The sequence below is a fragment of the Klebsiella sp. RCJ4 genome (genome assembly GCF_009025755.1).
Lineage (GTDB): Bacteria > Pseudomonadota > Gammaproteobacteria > Enterobacterales > Enterobacteriaceae > Klebsiella > Klebsiella michiganensis.
In genome coordinates, this window is the sequence record NZ_WCIN01000039.1 from 82,741 (window position 1) to 97,247 (window position 14,507).

General features: G+C 56.9%; 13 protein-coding genes. 10 read left to right on the top strand and 3 right to left on the bottom strand.

Features of this window, described 5'->3' with window-relative positions:
• Window positions 1-47: 47 nt before the first annotated feature.
• On the bottom strand, window positions 48-581 hold the full coding sequence (locus F8562_RS16720; protein WP_014227797.1) for a GNAT family N-acetyltransferase: 534 nt from the start codon (window positions 579-581) through the stop codon (window positions 48-50).
• 32 nt (window positions 582-613) lie between these two features.
• Here F8562_RS16720 and F8562_RS16725 point away from each other — a divergent pair, with 32 nt between their 5' ends.
• Complete coding sequence (locus F8562_RS16725) at window positions 614-1,450, top strand: GNAT family N-acetyltransferase (protein WP_014837339.1); 837 nt, start codon at window positions 614-616, stop codon at window positions 1,448-1,450.
• 3 nt (window positions 1,451-1,453) lie between these two features.
• Here F8562_RS16725 and F8562_RS16730 read toward each other — a convergent pair whose 3' ends face one another.
• Window positions 1,454-2,815 carry an MFS transporter gene (locus tag F8562_RS16730; protein ID WP_014837340.1) on the bottom strand — a complete coding sequence of 454 codons (1,362 nt, stop codon included), beginning with the start codon at window positions 2,813-2,815 and terminating at the stop codon, window positions 1,454-1,456.
• Window positions 2,816-2,994: 179 nt separating this feature from the next.
• Window positions 2,995-3,909: a GntR family transcriptional regulator gene (locus tag F8562_RS16735; protein ID WP_089046412.1), complete on the bottom strand. Its 915-nt coding sequence runs from the start codon at window positions 3,907-3,909 to the stop codon at window positions 2,995-2,997.
• Between the two features lie 138 nt (window positions 3,910-4,047).
• On the opposite strand from F8562_RS16735, the gene F8562_RS16740 reads away from it, so the two are divergent.
• From F8562_RS16740 to F8562_RS16780, 9 genes are all read left to right on the top strand, one after another.
• Window positions 4,048-5,070, top strand: a complete 1,023-nt coding sequence (locus F8562_RS16740; RefSeq protein WP_014227801.1) for a zinc-binding alcohol dehydrogenase family protein — start codon at window positions 4,048-4,050, stop codon at window positions 5,068-5,070.
• A gap of 11 nt (window positions 5,071-5,081) precedes the next feature.
• A complete protein-coding gene (locus F8562_RS16745) occupies window positions 5,082-6,527 on the top strand; it encodes a tagaturonate reductase (protein WP_014837342.1) in 1,446 nt (481 codons plus the stop codon).
• A 343-nt stretch (window positions 6,528-6,870) separates the two neighbouring features.
• A complete protein-coding gene (locus tag F8562_RS16750) occupies window positions 6,871-9,636 on the top strand; it encodes a sigma 54-interacting transcriptional regulator (protein ID WP_014227803.1) in 2,766 nt (921 codons plus the stop codon).
• A gap of 99 nt (window positions 9,637-9,735) precedes the next feature.
• A complete protein-coding gene (locus F8562_RS16755; RefSeq protein ID WP_014837344.1) occupies window positions 9,736-10,158 on the top strand; it encodes a PTS sugar transporter subunit IIA in 423 nt (140 codons plus the stop codon).
• Window positions 10,159-10,172: 14 nt separating this feature from the next.
• Window positions 10,173-10,643 (top strand): PTS sugar transporter subunit IIB, encoded by a 471-nt coding sequence (locus F8562_RS16760; protein WP_014837345.1) that lies wholly within the window; start codon window positions 10,173-10,175, stop codon window positions 10,641-10,643.
• An 18-nt stretch (window positions 10,644-10,661) separates the two neighbouring features.
• Window positions 10,662-11,441 carry a PTS mannose/fructose/sorbose/N-acetylgalactosamine transporter subunit IIC gene (locus F8562_RS16765; RefSeq protein WP_014227806.1) on the top strand — a complete coding sequence of 260 codons (780 nt, stop codon included), beginning with the start codon at window positions 10,662-10,664 and terminating at the stop codon, window positions 11,439-11,441.
• Window positions 11,419-12,270 (top strand): PTS system mannose/fructose/sorbose family transporter subunit IID, encoded by an 852-nt coding sequence (locus F8562_RS16770; RefSeq protein WP_014227807.1) that lies wholly within the window; start codon window positions 11,419-11,421, stop codon window positions 12,268-12,270. Before F8562_RS16765 ends, F8562_RS16770 begins: the two co-directional genes overlap by 23 nt.
• Window positions 12,271-12,282: 12 nt before the next feature.
• On the top strand, window positions 12,283-13,344 hold the full coding sequence (locus F8562_RS16775; RefSeq protein ID WP_014227808.1) for an SIS domain-containing protein: 1,062 nt from the start codon (window positions 12,283-12,285) through the stop codon (window positions 13,342-13,344).
• Window positions 13,345-13,361: 17 nt separating this feature from the next.
• The gene (locus F8562_RS16780) at window positions 13,362-14,372 is read left to right on the top strand and encodes an SIS domain-containing protein (protein WP_014227809.1); all 1,011 of its coding nucleotides are present in this window, start codon (window positions 13,362-13,364) and stop codon (window positions 14,370-14,372) included.
• Window positions 14,373-14,507: the final 135 nt, after the last annotated feature.

Genomic DNA, 14,507 nt, shown 5'->3' on the forward strand with positions numbered 1-14,507 from the left:
GAATGGTACTTTGTACCATATTCCGCCGCTGAAATCAGCGCCGGAGGCTACAGCGCTAAGCGCATGGCGCAGCGCGTTTCCGGCGGCAGGCCGTGTTCCGTTTCCAGCTCCCTTTTCGCCGCCAGTCCCGCCGGTAGCCTTAGCTCGCTTAACATTGAAAACCCCAGGCGCGTGTAAAACGGCGCGTTCCACGGCACGTCGCGGAAGGTGGTGAGCGTGACCGCCGGATACGCCGCCTGGCGGGCTGTCTCTATAACCTGCTCCAGCATCATGCGGCCAACGCCTCGCCCCTGCCACGCCTGATGAACGGCGATCTCCACGATAAACAGCGCATCGTCCAGCGGTTCGCTCAGCAGGAAGCCTATCGGTTGGTCATCGGTCACGGCCAGCAGGCTGTGGTCAGTTTCAAGAAACAGCCGGTGGCGCTCGGGGCTTATCACTTCGCTTTCCGCCAGCCAGGCCAGCGCCGGGATCTGGCGAAAAGCCTGGGCCGCCGAGCGCTCAATGGCGGGCAGAAGAGGGATGTCTCGCTCCTCAGTCAGGCGTAACGTCGCGGCGGCGGTTATAGTGTTAGTTTTCATCACCTCAGCATAGCAGCCTCCGGGAGAAATGTATGGAGCTTACCGCCGTTTCCGCCACCCAGTTCAGCGTCGCGCAGCTGACGACGATCCTTTGCGACTGTTTCGAAGATTACCTGGTTCCCGTCACGCTGTCGGTAGAGGTTTTTGTCCAGCGTTTTAGCGCCGAAGGGCTGAGCCTGCTGGATTCCTGCGTCTGGCTGGATGGAGATGTCCCCGCGGCGATGGCGGTCGTCGCCCGCCGCGGCGATGAAGCCAGGCTGGCGGCGTTCGCGGTGCGGCCTGCGTATCGCGGAAAGGGCGTTGGCCGCCGGCTGATGTCGCCGCTTATCGACGCGCTGCGCGAGCAGGGCGTACGGCGGATGTGGCTGGAGGTTATCCGCGACAACCACGCCGCGGTGGCGCTGTATCAATCGCTGGGCTTCGAGGTGCGGCACGGGCTGTGCGGCTATTTAAGCGCGCAGGCCGGAAGTGACGGGCCCTCCGTATTAGAGGATGTTGACGTGCTGGCGCTGACGCGCAGGGCAGGCGCCGAGATTAACGGCCAGCTGCCGTGGCTGATGGACCCGCTCACCTTCAGCACCCTGCCGTGCCGGGCGCTGAGCCTCCATCAGCAGGCTTTCGCCGTGCTGGCGACCTTATCCAGCAGGCCGCAGCTGCAGTTTTTATGGGTCGATCCCGCCGCCCGCGGGCGCGGGCTGGGACGGGAAATGCTGATGGCGCTCGCCCAACGCTTTCCGGGGCTCGGGACCTCGGTGACCATCCCGGAGCGCTTTACGCCGCTGTTTCACGCCGCCGGCTATACGCCCATGGCATTAAAACAGTATGAAATGAGCGCAACGTTGAGCGCCCCGCCGCCAGCAGGGCGTTGAGATTCAGCCGTTACGCGGGTCGCTAATCGGCTGACGAACCAGGAAAATATAGGCCAGCGCGCCGAGGGCGGTCACGCAGCCGCAGATAATCAGCGCCAGCTGGAATGAGTGGGTGGTATCGACGATAAACCCGGTCACCACCGGCGCGAAGGAGGCGCAGATAAAGCTAGCGAAGTTCTGGATGCTGCCGACGGACGCGGTCATTCTCGAGGCCACCGCGACGTGAATCAACCCCCAGCAGGAGGTGCCGGCAAAGTGGATGCAGAACAGCGCCATACCGATTAACAGCACCGCGGCGATAGAGGTAGTGGCCTGCGGCACAATTAACGTAAACGCGGCGGAGCAGAACATCCCGGCAATAATGCAAATTTTACGGCTTTTGATCGGCGCCATGCCGCCTTTAACCAGCCAGTCGGTGACGTAGCCGTTGATAAGCATACCGGCGGCGCCGAACAGGAAAGGAATGGCGGCCATAAAACCGGTACTTTTCAGATCGAGGCTATACGCCGTTTGCAGGTAACCCGGCAGCCAGGCCAGATACAGCCACGCGGTATAGTTGATGCCGCTGAAGCCCAGCATCATTCCCCACATGGTTTTGTTTTTAAACAGGCTGCGCCATTCGGCAAAGCTCAGCGGGTCGCGGCGAACGTTGACGCTTCCGGCGTTAAGGTAGGCCTGTTCGTCGGCGGTGAGAGAGATATCTTCCCGGTTGCGATAGAGCATATACCAGCCGATAGCGACGAAGATCCCCAGCACGCCGATGGTGATAAACATCCCGCGCCAGCCCATCATCAGCATCATGGCGGCAAGGATCGGCGGGCTGATCGCGACGCCAATCGTCGAGGCGGCGTTAAAGAAACCCATCGGGCGGCCGCGCTCTTTGATATTAAACCAGTCGTTGATCACCTTGACGCCGCAGGGGTTCATCGGCGCTTCGCCGATCCCCATGCCGATACGCACCAGCACGAACTGGGTAAAGCTGTGCACCATCCCCGAGACCGCCTGAAACAGCGACCAGAAAAACATCCCCAGCCCCAGCATGATGCGCGGACCTTTACGGTCCAGCAGCGGCCCGCAGGGGAGCTGGGCGATGCCGTAGGCCAGCGAGAAAACGGACAGCAGCGCCCCGATTTCGGTGGCGCTGAGCCCCAAATCCTCGCGAATCGTTAAGTTCGCGACGGACAATGAACTTCTGTCGAGGTAATTAATCACCGCCGCCAGAAATAACAGGATCATTGCCGTTGTCTGAATTTTTTTAATGCGAGTACTACGCGTTAACGTATTATCTAACGGAACAGTCATCGTCTCCGTCTTTCCTTTATCAAAGGTTGTCTGCGGGTCGATAGTGATATTTCGTGATTCCACGCCTGACTCCTGGTTATTCTATTTGAACGACAAGTGACATCGAATGGTTTAAACCCCACCCACCTATTTCACAGTAAAGTAAGTCGACTTGTTTTCAGCATAAATAACCTTTTTTCTGGCGCTGGTTTATGTTTTGAGATCTGTGCTGCTGATTATCATTTTCTGTTTTTAATCGGTACTTAATAAGCCTGGGATTCGCTCTGCCTGAGCGAGTTAATCATTGATTGCTTCGCCGAGTTCAGGTGGTTACGCAGCGCCAGGTTGGCGTCCAGATCGCTGCGGCAGATAAGCGCGCTCAGGATAGTCATATGTTCATCAATGGCGATGATATTGCGCTGTTTAAGGTCGCTCTCATCCCACTGATAGTGAAAGTGAAAAATTACGGAAATAATCTCAAGTGATTGATTAAAAAATATATTCTCAGCCGCGGACAGGAGCAGAGAATGAAAGTCGCGATCGAGCTGGGAAAACATACGAAAGCTGTCGCCGATGCTGTCACGCAGGGAGCGATGGCGCTCAAGCAGGGTTTTCGCCTGCAGCCAGCGGGCGTCGTTGTCCGGGAGGTTGAGGAAGTGCTGTAGCGCGTGGGTTTCCAGCATTTCCCGCAGTTCGAACAGCTGCTCGGCCCAGGATTGCTCAAACTTCTTCATATTCCACTGGCCGCGCTTTTCGCTTTCAATCAGGTTGTAGCGGCTGAATTTTAACAAAAATTCTCTGACCACCACCGGGCTGACGCCGGCAGCACGCGCCAGCTGTAGCTCGGAAAATATCTCTCCGGCGCGCAGCTGGCGCTGGTTAATCATGGTGTAAAACGCCTGCTCGAAGAGACGGTTCTGTTCGGCCAGCGAGGCGCTGGAGCCATCGAAGCCGTCCTGCATCTCCGGCTGGCGAAGGATCTGGTAGTCCTGACCGCGCTGGCGCAGCACGCCGCGCTCGCACAGGTGGCTGAGGATATGGCGCACGGTGGTGCGGCTGATGTTGTACATCTCCGCCAGCGCGCTTTGTGAGGGCAGCGGCGACGGAAGAAAGCCGCGCGCCATATCGTTTATGACCTGGTTAATGACGTTGTGACGAAGGTTTTGCGAGCGGCTCATTATGCATCTCCATTTTTTAGCTATTAAAGCCGGATTTAAAACAGTTTTGTGCGCGAGATTTCACAATTTTTGCAATGAATTTATTCTCACCTCTGTTTTTCATCGATATCTAAACCAACAAATACGGAGGAAATTATTATGACGTCGATGAATACATTAGTGTGTCAGGAACCCAAAATATTGCGCTGGGAAAAACGCCAGATTCCCATTCCCGGCGATGATGAAGTGCTTATTAAAATAAAAACGGTGGGGATTTGTGGTACGGATATTCATGCCTGGGGAGGGCATCAACCTTTTTTTAGCTATCCGCGCGTGCTCGGTCATGAAATATGCGGTGAGATTATCGGTCTGGGTAAAAATATTCTTAATCTGAAAAGCGGACAGCAGGTTGCCGTCATACCCTACGTCGCCTGCGGTCAGTGTCCGGCCTGCCTGAGCGGCCGGACAAACTGCTGCGAGAAAATTTCCGTGATCGGCGTACATCGGGACGGCGGGTTTAGCGAGTACCTCTGCGTGCCGGTAAAAAATCTGCTGGTGGTGGATGACGTCGAGCCGGAAGCCGCGGCGCTGATTGAGCCTTTTGCCATCAGCGCCCACGCGGTGCGCCGCGCCGCTATCCAGCCGGGAGAGCAGGTGCTGGTGGTCGGCGCGGGCCCCATTGGTCTCGGGGCGGCGGCGATCGCCAAAGCCGACGGGGCGCAGGTGGTGGTGGCGGATACCAGCCCGGCGCGGCGCGACCACGTGGCGCAGCACCTTGGTCTGGCCACGCTCGACCCTTCCGACCCGCAGTTCACCGAACGGCTGTGTGCCGCGTTTGGTGGTTCGCTGGCGCAGAAGGTGATCGACGCCACGGGGAATCAGCAGGCGATGAACAATACGGTGAATTTAATCCGCCACGGCGGCAGCATCATCTTTGTTGGCCTGTTTAAAGGTGAGCTGCAGATCCCGGACCCGGAGTTTCATAAGAAAGAGACGACCATGATGGGCAGCCGTAATGCGACGGAAGAGGATTTTGCCAAAGTCGGGCGGCTGATGGCCGAGGGGAAAGTGACCGCCGGGATGATGCTGACCCACCGCTACGATTTCAGGTCGCTGGCTGAGATTTACGAAAACGACGTGATTAACAATCGCCAGCTTATCAAAGGCGTCATTCATTTTTAGCAGGTAAGGCTATGAAATCGTTAAACAGAAAAGATTTTCCCGGGCCGCAGTACCCGACGCGCGTGATTCAGTTCGGCGAAGGCAACTTCCTGCGGGCGTTTATCGACTGGCAGCTGGACCTGCTGAATGAGCAAACCGATCTGGCGGCAGGCGTGACCATCATTCGCCCGATCAACACCGAGTTTCCGCCGTCGCTTAATATCCAGGACGGACTCTACACCACGGCGATCCGCGGGCTGGACGAACGCGGCGAGGCGGTGAGCGAGGCGCGGATTATTCGATCGGTGAATAACGAGATCAACCCGTGGCAGGATTTTGCCGGCTATCTGGCGCTGGCTCGTAATCCGGCGATCGCGTTCGTATTTTCAAATACCACCGAAGCGGGCATCAGCTATCACGCCGGAGACCGGCCTGACGATAAGCCGCCGGTCAGCTTTCCGGCGAAGCTGACCCAGCTGCTGTTCGAACGGTTCCGCCATTTCAACGGCGCAGCGGATAAGGGGTGGACGATTATCCCCTGTGAGCTGATCGACTACAACGGCGAAGCGCTGAAGGCGCTGGTGCTGCGCTATGCCGAAGAGTGGCAATTGCCCGCGGCTTTTCGCGACTGGGTTGAGACCGCCAATACGTTTTGTTCAACGCTGGTTGATCGCATCGTCACCGGCTACCCGCGCGAGGAAGCGGAAAAGCTCGAAGCGGAGCTGGGCTACCATGATGCTTTCCTGGATACCGCCGAATATTTCTGGCTGTTCGTTATCCAGGGGCCGCAGGCGCTGGCGAAGACGCTGCGGCTCGAACGTTACCCGCTCAATATCCGTCTCGTAGAGGATATCCGACCCTATAAAGAGCGCAAAGTCGCCATTCTTAACGGCGCGCACACCGCGCTGGTGCCGGTGGCGTGGCTGTGCGGCGTCGATACCGTTGGCGAAGCGATGCAGGACGAAGCCATTCGCCATTATGTGCAGCAAACTATCGACGAGGAGATTATTCCGGCGCTGGATTTACCAGCCGATGAGCTGAGGCAGTTTGCCGATGCCGTGACCGGGCGCTTTCTTAATCCCTGGATTCGCCATCAGCTGCTCTCTATCGCCCTGAACGGCATGACCAAATTTCGCACCCGGATCCTGCCGCAGCTGCTGACGCATATCCGCCAGCACGGCGAAATCCCGCCGCGGCTAACGTTCGCCCTGGCGGCGCTCATCGCCTTCTATCGCGGGCAGCGCGACGGGCAGGCGTATCCGCTGCAGGATGATGACGTCTGGCTAAGCCGTTTTGCCGCAGGATGGGCGCAGGTGGCGCAAGGCCGCCCGCTGCATGAACTGGTCACCGAAGTCCTGCAGGATACCGGGCACTGGGGTGAAGATCTGACGGCAATACCGGGTCTTGCCGAACAGGTCACGCGGTATCTGGAAGTCATTTTGAGCGCGGGGATGCGGGAGGCCCTGTCGCGGCTGTAATCGGTTTGTTGTGCGGCGCCCGCGGATTTGGGCGTCGTTTTTTTTGTGCTCTGAACCGCAAAAAATAAATTAAGCGCCAATGGTTGGTGGATTTCCCGCATCATAAGAGCCTATCCCATTAGGGCTATTTTGCTTGCCATTTTGAACCTGGGCAGTGCTCAGACAAAACTCGCAGAGTTTTGAACGCCCTCAGGGCGGCCTGGAGGGGGAGCGTAGCGAATAATCCTCACGTACTACGTGTACGCTCCGGTTCTTCCGCGCTGGCCGTGTTCAAACTGCCTGCGCCAATAACGCCTACTGGAAGAGGCTCTAAGTACCTATGATGGCATTGATGGGGGATGCGATGCGTAAAACGGAACTGTTGGCTTTTCTGCAAAATCAGACCGATTTTTTTGATCCGGATAACCTGAGCGAGGTCTTCACCGCCGGCTACCTGGCCCGGCGTTTTGCGATGCAAAGAAACACCGCCAGCCACTATCTGAATCAGCTGGTGGCCCAGGATGTGCTGGTGAAGATTAATACCCGTCCGGTCTATTTCCTGCATAAGGCCGCTTTCTGCCAGCAGTTTTTCCCCCTTTCCCGCAGCGAGTACGCCAGCATGGCGGAGCTGCTCGCGGAGAGCGACCGGCAGCCGGAACAGGCAGATCATTTTTCATTGCTTACCGGCCATGACGGTAGCCTGCGCAAGCCTATCGAACAGATGAAAACCGCGCTGTTTTATCCCAACGGCGGGCTGCCGCTGCTGATCGTCGGCGACAGCGGAACCGGCAAAAGCTATATGGCGGAGCTGATGCACGAGTTTGCCATCGCCCAGGGACTGCTGCCGCCCGATGCGCCCTTTGTCAGCTTCAACTGCGCCCAGTACGCCAGCAACCCGGAGCTGCTGGCCGCCAACCTGTTTGGCTACGTCAAAGGCGCGTTTACCGGCGCGCAGGGCGATAAAGCCGGGGCGTTTGAGGCGGCAAACGGCGGCGTGCTGTTTCTCGATGAGGTCCACCGCCTCGATGCGCAGGGCCAGGAGAAGCTCTTCACCTGGCTGGACCGCAAAGAGATCTATCGGGTGGGAGAGACGGCGCAGGGGATGCCGATTTCGCTGCGGCTGGTGTTTGCCACCACCGAAGATATTCACAGCACGTTTCTGACCACCTTTATTCGTCGTATTCCGATCCTCATTAGCCTGCCTGATTTACAAAATCGCAGCCGCGGCGAGAAAGAAGCGTTAACGCTGCAGTTTTTCTGGCAGGAGGCCCGCACGCTGTCCGCCCGACTGCAGCTGACGCCCCGGCTTTTACAGGTGCTGACGCACTACGTTTATCGCGGCAACGTCGGTGAGCTGAAGAATGTCGTCAAGTACGCCGTCGCGTCGGCGTGGGCCAGGTCTCCGGGCAGCGAGAGGCTAAACGTCACGCTGCACGATCTGCCGGAAAATATCATGGCCGCGACGCCGGCGCTTAGCGAACCGATGGGCCAGCAGGAACCGCTGCTTATTGAACCGCAGACCAGCCTGGTCTGGCTGCTGCGCGCGCGCGACCCGGTTCAGGGGCTGATCTATGATGCTCAGTGCCGCGTTCTCGCGCTGTATGAGGCGGTGCTGAGTAAAAAAACGGTCTGGGAAGAGGCGCAAAAAAGCATGGGCGAGGAGATGGAAACCCTCTTCGATCGGCTGATTTTCGATAATCATGATGCCAACAGCTCGCATCTGCTGCTGCTGATAACCCATCAGGTGCGGGAGGAGTTTTATCGCCTTGAAAAGCGCTTCAATATTCAGTTTAACGGCAACTGTATCTACGCCCTGAGCCACTACCTGATTCATCGTTCTCGCCAGGCGCAGTCGACGATGAGCAATGAGAAAAGCCGCCAGCTGGAGGATTTCCTGGCGCAGAAATACCCGCTGCTGTATCGCTTTTGTGAAGAGATCCTCGCCGCGCTGGCGCTGAAGCTGGATATTGAACCCCGACGCATTGACCTGCTGCTGCTGGTGCTGTGGTTACAGAAAAACGGCGCTATCAGTCAGCAGCAGGTGACCCGGGCAGTTATCCTCGCCCACGGTTACGCCACCGCCAGCAGCATCGCCAACGTGGCGAATCGGTTGCTGAAAAGCCAGCTGTTTGAGTCATTCGATATGCCGCTCGACGTGACGCCGGAGGCTATCGCCGATCAGGTGATGGCCTGGATCGAGAGCCACGCGCTGGCCTCCGGACTGGTCATCCTGGTCGATATGGGATCGCTGAACGCCATTCACAGCCACTTCAACCGCCGGCTGTCCACGCCGATGGCGATTATTAATAACGTCTCGACCGGGATGGCGATGTACGTCGGGGAGCGGGTTTTGCAGGGCGATATGCTGGAAGATATCGTCCGGGAGATAGGCAATGACCTCGCGGTTGAGCATCAGCTCTATTACCCGCAAACGGACAAACCGCGGGCGATTCTTACAACCTGCGCCACCGGTCTGGGGGCGGCGGCGAATCTGTCGGCGCTGTTAAAAGCCAGCATTCCTGAGACGCTCGGCATCGATATTGTGGCATGCGATGTGGAAACCCTCGCCGATCCCGCGCGCCGGGCACCGATGCTCAGCCGCTATGAGGTGCTGGCGATTGTCGGCACCCTCGATCCGCATCTCCCCGATCTGCCGTGGATCTCGCTGGATTCGCTGATTTCCGGCGAAGGAAGCCGCCCGCTGATGCGTATCTTCGGCGAACTGGCCTCCGCTGAGCAGGTCAGCGAGATCAATAACCTGATCCTGAAAAATTTCTCGCTGCGCCGGGTGATCGAGTCGGTGACGATCCTCGATACCGGTAAAGTGATCAATCAGGTTGAGCAGTTTTTACTGCGCTATGAGCATCTGGCCGGCTGCGATGTGCCTAACGATCGCAAGGTGGCGCTGTACGTGCATATCAGCTGTCTGATAGAGCGCCTGATCCGCAACGCCTCGCCATCCCATTATTCCGGCAAACAGTGTCCGCAGAGCGAGCTGGCGACGCTCCGCGAGGCTTTTAGTGTCATAGAGAGTGGATATAGTGTCAAAATCCCCGCCGTAGAGCTGTACTACATTCACGATATTCTGACGCGGGAAACTGAATTTATTCAGGAAGATCAAGAGTTTTAATCCCCTTCATTAGTTGATCCTTGCGCTAGCCGGCGCGCCACTGTTTCTGGCACGCCGGTTGCAATCAAGAAAGCAGTGGAATGCGCTTTCGAGGTAAGGATGAAACGACACTATATTTTTGCCAGCCATGGCACCTTTGCTAACGGTCTGCTGAACTCCGTGGAGCTGATCCTCGGTAAGCAGCCGGATATTTATACTCTCTGCGCCTATGTCGAAGAGGAGGCCGATCTGACGCAGCAGGTGGAGACGCTGCTGGCGCGTTTCCCCGCCCAGGATGAGCTGATTGTCATTACGGATATTTTCGCCGGTAGCGTCAATAATGAGTTTGTGCGTTTTTTATCGCGCCCTAATTTTCATTTATTGTCCGGTTTAAACCTGCCGCTGATTATTGATTTACTTATTTCCGCAGGCGAAGAAAATACCGAGAAATTAATTTCTGAAGCATTAACAAGCGCCAAAGAGAGCATTCAGTACTGCAATCAGATGATTGCCAGTGCGATGACTATTGATAAAGACTTCTGAAATGAGGGAACACCATGATTACGCTATTAAGGGTTGACCATCGATTACTTCACGGCCAGGTGGCCTTTTCCTGGACCCAGTATGTCGGCGCCGATTGCATTTTAATCGCCAACGATAATGTCCCTGAAGATGAACTGCGGAAAACCACAATTAAGCTCGCTAAACCGCCTTCGGTAAAACTGGTGATTAAAAATATTAACGACGCTATCGAATCGATAAAAAGCGGCGTGACCGACAAATATCATCTTTTTATCGTCGTGGAATCGGTCAATGACGCCTGGCGTATTGCCAGCGCCGTTGAGGGGATAAAAAGTATTAATCTCGGCGGAATAAAAGCCAAAGCGGGCAGTAAAAATATTTCTAAGGCGATCAATTTACTGCCGGAAGAAATTGAACAACTGCAGCAGCTGGTCGGGAAAGGCGTCGAAGTTGAGATCCGCCAGGTCCCTAACGATCGCAAACAGCTTTTTGCGCAATGCGTTTAACTCCGCGGAGGACAGATTATGGTAGAGGCTCTCTTACTGGGTCTGGTGGCGTTTATCGCGCAATCGGAATATGCCCTGGGGACGTCGCTGATTTCGCGGCCAATCGTCACCGGGCTGCTGACCGGGCTGGTGCTGGGGGATGTACAGACCGGCGTCATCATGGGCGCGACGCTTGAGCTGGCGTTTATCGGCTCTTTCTCCGTCGGCGCATCGATCCCGCCTGATGTAGTAACCGGCGGTATTCTCGGCGTGGCGTTCGCCATTACCTCCGGCGCGGGAACGGAAACGGCGCTGCTGCTTGGCCTGCCCATCGCCACCCTGACGCTGATCCTGAAAAACGTCTATCTGGGGATGTTTATCCCGATGCTCAGCCAGAAGGCTGACGGCTACGCGGAGCGGGCGGATACGGTCGGCATTGAGCGCATGCATCTGATTGCCGGCTTCGGGCTGTCGCTGATGCTCGCCACGGTGGTGACCATCTCATTCCTGGTCGGCAGCAATGCGGTGAAATCCCTGCTCGATACCATCCCGGAATTTATCAAACACGGGCTCAGCGTCGCTACCGGCATTATTCCGGCACTCGGCTTCGCAATGCTCGCCAGACTGCTGATTAATAAGAAAGTCGCGCCGTACTTTTTCCTCGGCTTTGTGCTGATGGCCTACCTGAAAATCCCGGTGACCGGCATCGCTATTCTCGGCGCTATCGTGGCGGTGGTGATGGTTAACGTCACCGCGCTGAGCTCACCTCGTACGACGACAGAACAAGGAGTCAGCGATGACGACGAAGATGATTTCTGAAGAAACTCTGCAACCGCAGGCGCAGGAAGAGGCCCGTATCACGCCGCGCGATCTACGCCGGGTATTCTGGCGCTCCTTCCAGATGGAGTTTTCGTGGAACTATGAGCGGCAGATGAATCTCGCCTTTGTTTACGCGCTGATTCCGGTGCTGAAAAAGCTCTATCCGCGCAAAGAGGAGCTGGCCGGGGCGTTGAAACGGCATCTGGTGTTCTTCAATACCACGCCGCATATCGTCACCCTGCTGCTGGGGATCACCACGGCGATGGAGGAGAAGAATAGCCAGCAGAAGAACATGGACGCCAACGCGATTGATAACGTCAAAGCGTCGCTGATGGGGCCGCTGGCCGGGCTGGGGGACTCCTTTTTCTGGGGCACGCTGCGCCTGATCGCTACCGGCATCGGCACCAGCCTGGCGCTAAAGGGCAACATTCTCGGCCCCATTCTGTTTCTGCTGGTGTTCAACGTGCCGCACATCCTGGTGCGCTGGTTCTTTACCCGCTGGGGCTATGTGCTGGGCACCGGGGTTCTGCAGCGGATCCAGAAGAGCGGAATGATGGAGAGCCTGACCTACGGCGCGTCGATTATCGGCCTGATGGTGGTCGGGGCGATGACCGCCTCAATGATTGATATCACCATCCCCCTCTCATTCGGCGCCGGAGAGGCGAAAACCCAGGTGCAGGACATTATCAACGACATCCTGCCCTGCATGCTGCCGCTGGTGAGTTTTGGCATCGTTTACTGGCTGCTGGGGCGCAAGGTTAAACCGCTTTCTATTATCGGCGGAATGGCGCTGGTGGGCATTCTGGGGTCGTGGATAGGTTTATTTTAACGGGAGTCGAAAATGGTACCAACGATGATGACCTATATCAGCGAAGAGTCGGCCTGTCTGACGCAGATCCTGCGCGACTACCGGCAAAAGCTGGCGGCGATTGAGACCTTTGCCCGCCAGCACCCGGTGCGCCGCATTCTGCTGTTGGCGACCGGCTCGTCGCTGAACGCCGCCCTGTGCACGCGCTATTTCTTTGAGCAGCGCTTCGGCGTCCTGGTTGAGATTAAAGAGCCGTACAACTTTACGCACTACGAGGCGGTCGATCCGCATACCGATCTGGTGGTGGCGATTTCGCAGAGCGGTAAAAGCGCCTCGACGCTGGCGGCGATGCGTAAGGTACAGGCATTGAGCCTGCCGGTTTTTGCGCTGACCTCCGATCCGCAAAGTCCGATCGCCCGGGCCTGCGATGGGATACTGGATATCAATACCGGTATCGAGAGCGTGGGGTTTGTCACCCGCGGGTTTAGCGCGACGGTGCTGAATTTGCTGCTGATGGCGCTGATGATTGCCCGTGCCCAGGGGAAAGCCAGCGAGGCCGAGGAGCAGCGCTATCTTGCCGAACTGCAGCGGCTGGCGGCGGCGATCCCGGATGTCATTGACCGCACCTCGCGGTTTATCGACAGGCATGGCGAAGCGCTGCGGGGCGGCGAGCGCTTTGTCGCCACCGGCTATGGCGCGCTGGTGGGCGTCGCGAAGGAGTTCGAAACCAAATTTACCGAAACGGTACGCGTGCCTTCCAGCGGTTTTGAACTTGAGGCCTATATGCACGGCCCCTATCTGGAAGCCAATGCCCGCCATGTGATGCTGTTTATTGAAGATGCGCCGGATGCGCGGACCCGGGCGCTGCGGGACTATATGGCGCCGTCCATTGCCCGCGCCTTTACGCTGACGCTGAGCGACGAAGAGGATGCGCAGACGCTGGCGCTAAGCTGCCCGTGTGAACATCACCTGGCGCCGCTGCTGCTGATTGTTCCCGTCCAGATGCTGGCCTGGCATACCGCCGGCCTGAAAGGCATCGATCTGGCTAAACGTATTTTTGACGATTTTGATCGCGTCTTAAAAAGTAAAATCTGATTATTCAGGAGAAAACTATGTTGGGTTTTAATCAGGACGAGTACCTGACCAGTGCTCGCGAGATCATCGCTGCGCGCAAACAGGCGGAAACCGTTGCCGATGATATTTATCAGAGCGGCTGTAGCGCCTTATTTTTCGCCTCGGTGGGCGGTTCTTTGGCGCCGATGATGGCAATAAATGAGTTTGCAAAAGAATTAACCAGCGTGCCGGTTTACCTTGAGCAGGCGGCGGAATTAATTCATCGCGGACATAAAAAATTAAATAAAGATGCGGTGGTGGTGACGTTATCCAAGTCCGGCGATACCAAAGAGTCGGTAGCCATTGCCGAATGGTGCAAAGCGCAGGGGATTCGCGTGGTGGCCATTACCCGTAATGCCGATTCGCCATTAGCCGAGGCGGCGAGCTGGCATATTCCGATGTGCCACAAGAACGGCGTGGAATATGAATATATGCTGCTCTTCTGGTTATTCTTCCGCATCATTTATCGTCACGGTGATTTCGCCAATTACGATCGTTTTGCCAGCCAGCTGGAGTTGCTGCCGGAAAATCTTCTGCAGGCCAAACGCCAGTTCGATCCGCAGGCGGATAAAATCGCCGCTCAGTATCACGGCTGCGACTATATGATGTGGATCGGCGGGGCGGAAATGTGGGGTGAGGTCTATCTGTTCTCAATGTGTATTCTCGAAGAGATGCAGTGGAAGCGGACCAAATCGGTGAGTTCAGCCGAGTTTTTCCACGGCACCCTGGAGCTGCTGGAAAAAGAGGTCCCGCTGTTCCTGGTCAAAGGCGAGGGTAAATGCCGGGCGCTGGATGAGCGCGTCGAACGCTTCGCTGAGAAGATCACCGACCATCTGGTGGTGATTGACCCGCGCGACTATCCGCTGAACGGCATTGATGAGGCTTTCCGCTGGATTATGGCGCCGTGCGTGGTTTCCACCCTGCTGGTGGACAGGCTGGCGGCCCATTTTGAACACCATACCGGGCATGATCTTAATATCCGCCGTTATTACCGTCAGTTTGATTACTAAGCTTTGCTGATGGCGGCCAGCCGGGCTGGCCGCTGCGCGATTCTCCGAGGCGCTTCCCATAAAATCATCGCCAAAACCAACGAAGTAAAAACCGATGGTAGAGTCCGGCTCTCCTTCTCTTTCAGGCAAGCGGAC

Excerpts from the sequence above, each read along its gene's own strand:
- F8562_RS16720 (WP_014227797.1), bottom strand. The coding sequence starts at position 581 with ATGAAAACTAACACTATAACCGCCGCCGCGACGTTACGCCTGACTGAG.
- F8562_RS16725 (WP_014837339.1), top strand. The coding sequence starts at position 614 with ATGGAGCTTACCGCCGTTTCCGCCACCCAGTTCAGCGTCGCGCAGCTG.
- F8562_RS16735 (WP_089046412.1), bottom strand. The coding sequence starts at position 3,909 with ATGAGCCGCTCGCAAAACCTTCGTCACAACGTCATTAACCAGGTCATA.
- F8562_RS16740 (WP_014227801.1), top strand. The coding sequence starts at position 4,048 with ATGACGTCGATGAATACATTAGTGTGTCAGGAACCCAAAATATTGCGC.
- F8562_RS16745 (WP_014837342.1), top strand. The coding sequence starts at position 5,082 with ATGAAATCGTTAAACAGAAAAGATTTTCCCGGGCCGCAGTACCCGACG.
- F8562_RS16750 (WP_014227803.1), top strand. The coding sequence starts at position 6,871 with ATGCGTAAAACGGAACTGTTGGCTTTTCTGCAAAATCAGACCGATTTT.
- F8562_RS16755 (WP_014837344.1), top strand. The coding sequence starts at position 9,736 with ATGAAACGACACTATATTTTTGCCAGCCATGGCACCTTTGCTAACGGT.
- F8562_RS16760 (WP_014837345.1), top strand. The coding sequence starts at position 10,173 with ATGATTACGCTATTAAGGGTTGACCATCGATTACTTCACGGCCAGGTG.
- F8562_RS16765 (WP_014227806.1), top strand. The coding sequence starts at position 10,662 with ATGGTAGAGGCTCTCTTACTGGGTCTGGTGGCGTTTATCGCGCAATCG.
- F8562_RS16770 (WP_014227807.1), top strand. The coding sequence starts at position 11,419 with ATGACGACGAAGATGATTTCTGAAGAAACTCTGCAACCGCAGGCGCAG.
- F8562_RS16775 (WP_014227808.1), top strand. The coding sequence starts at position 12,283 with ATGGTACCAACGATGATGACCTATATCAGCGAAGAGTCGGCCTGTCTG.
- F8562_RS16780 (WP_014227809.1), top strand. The coding sequence starts at position 13,362 with ATGTTGGGTTTTAATCAGGACGAGTACCTGACCAGTGCTCGCGAGATC.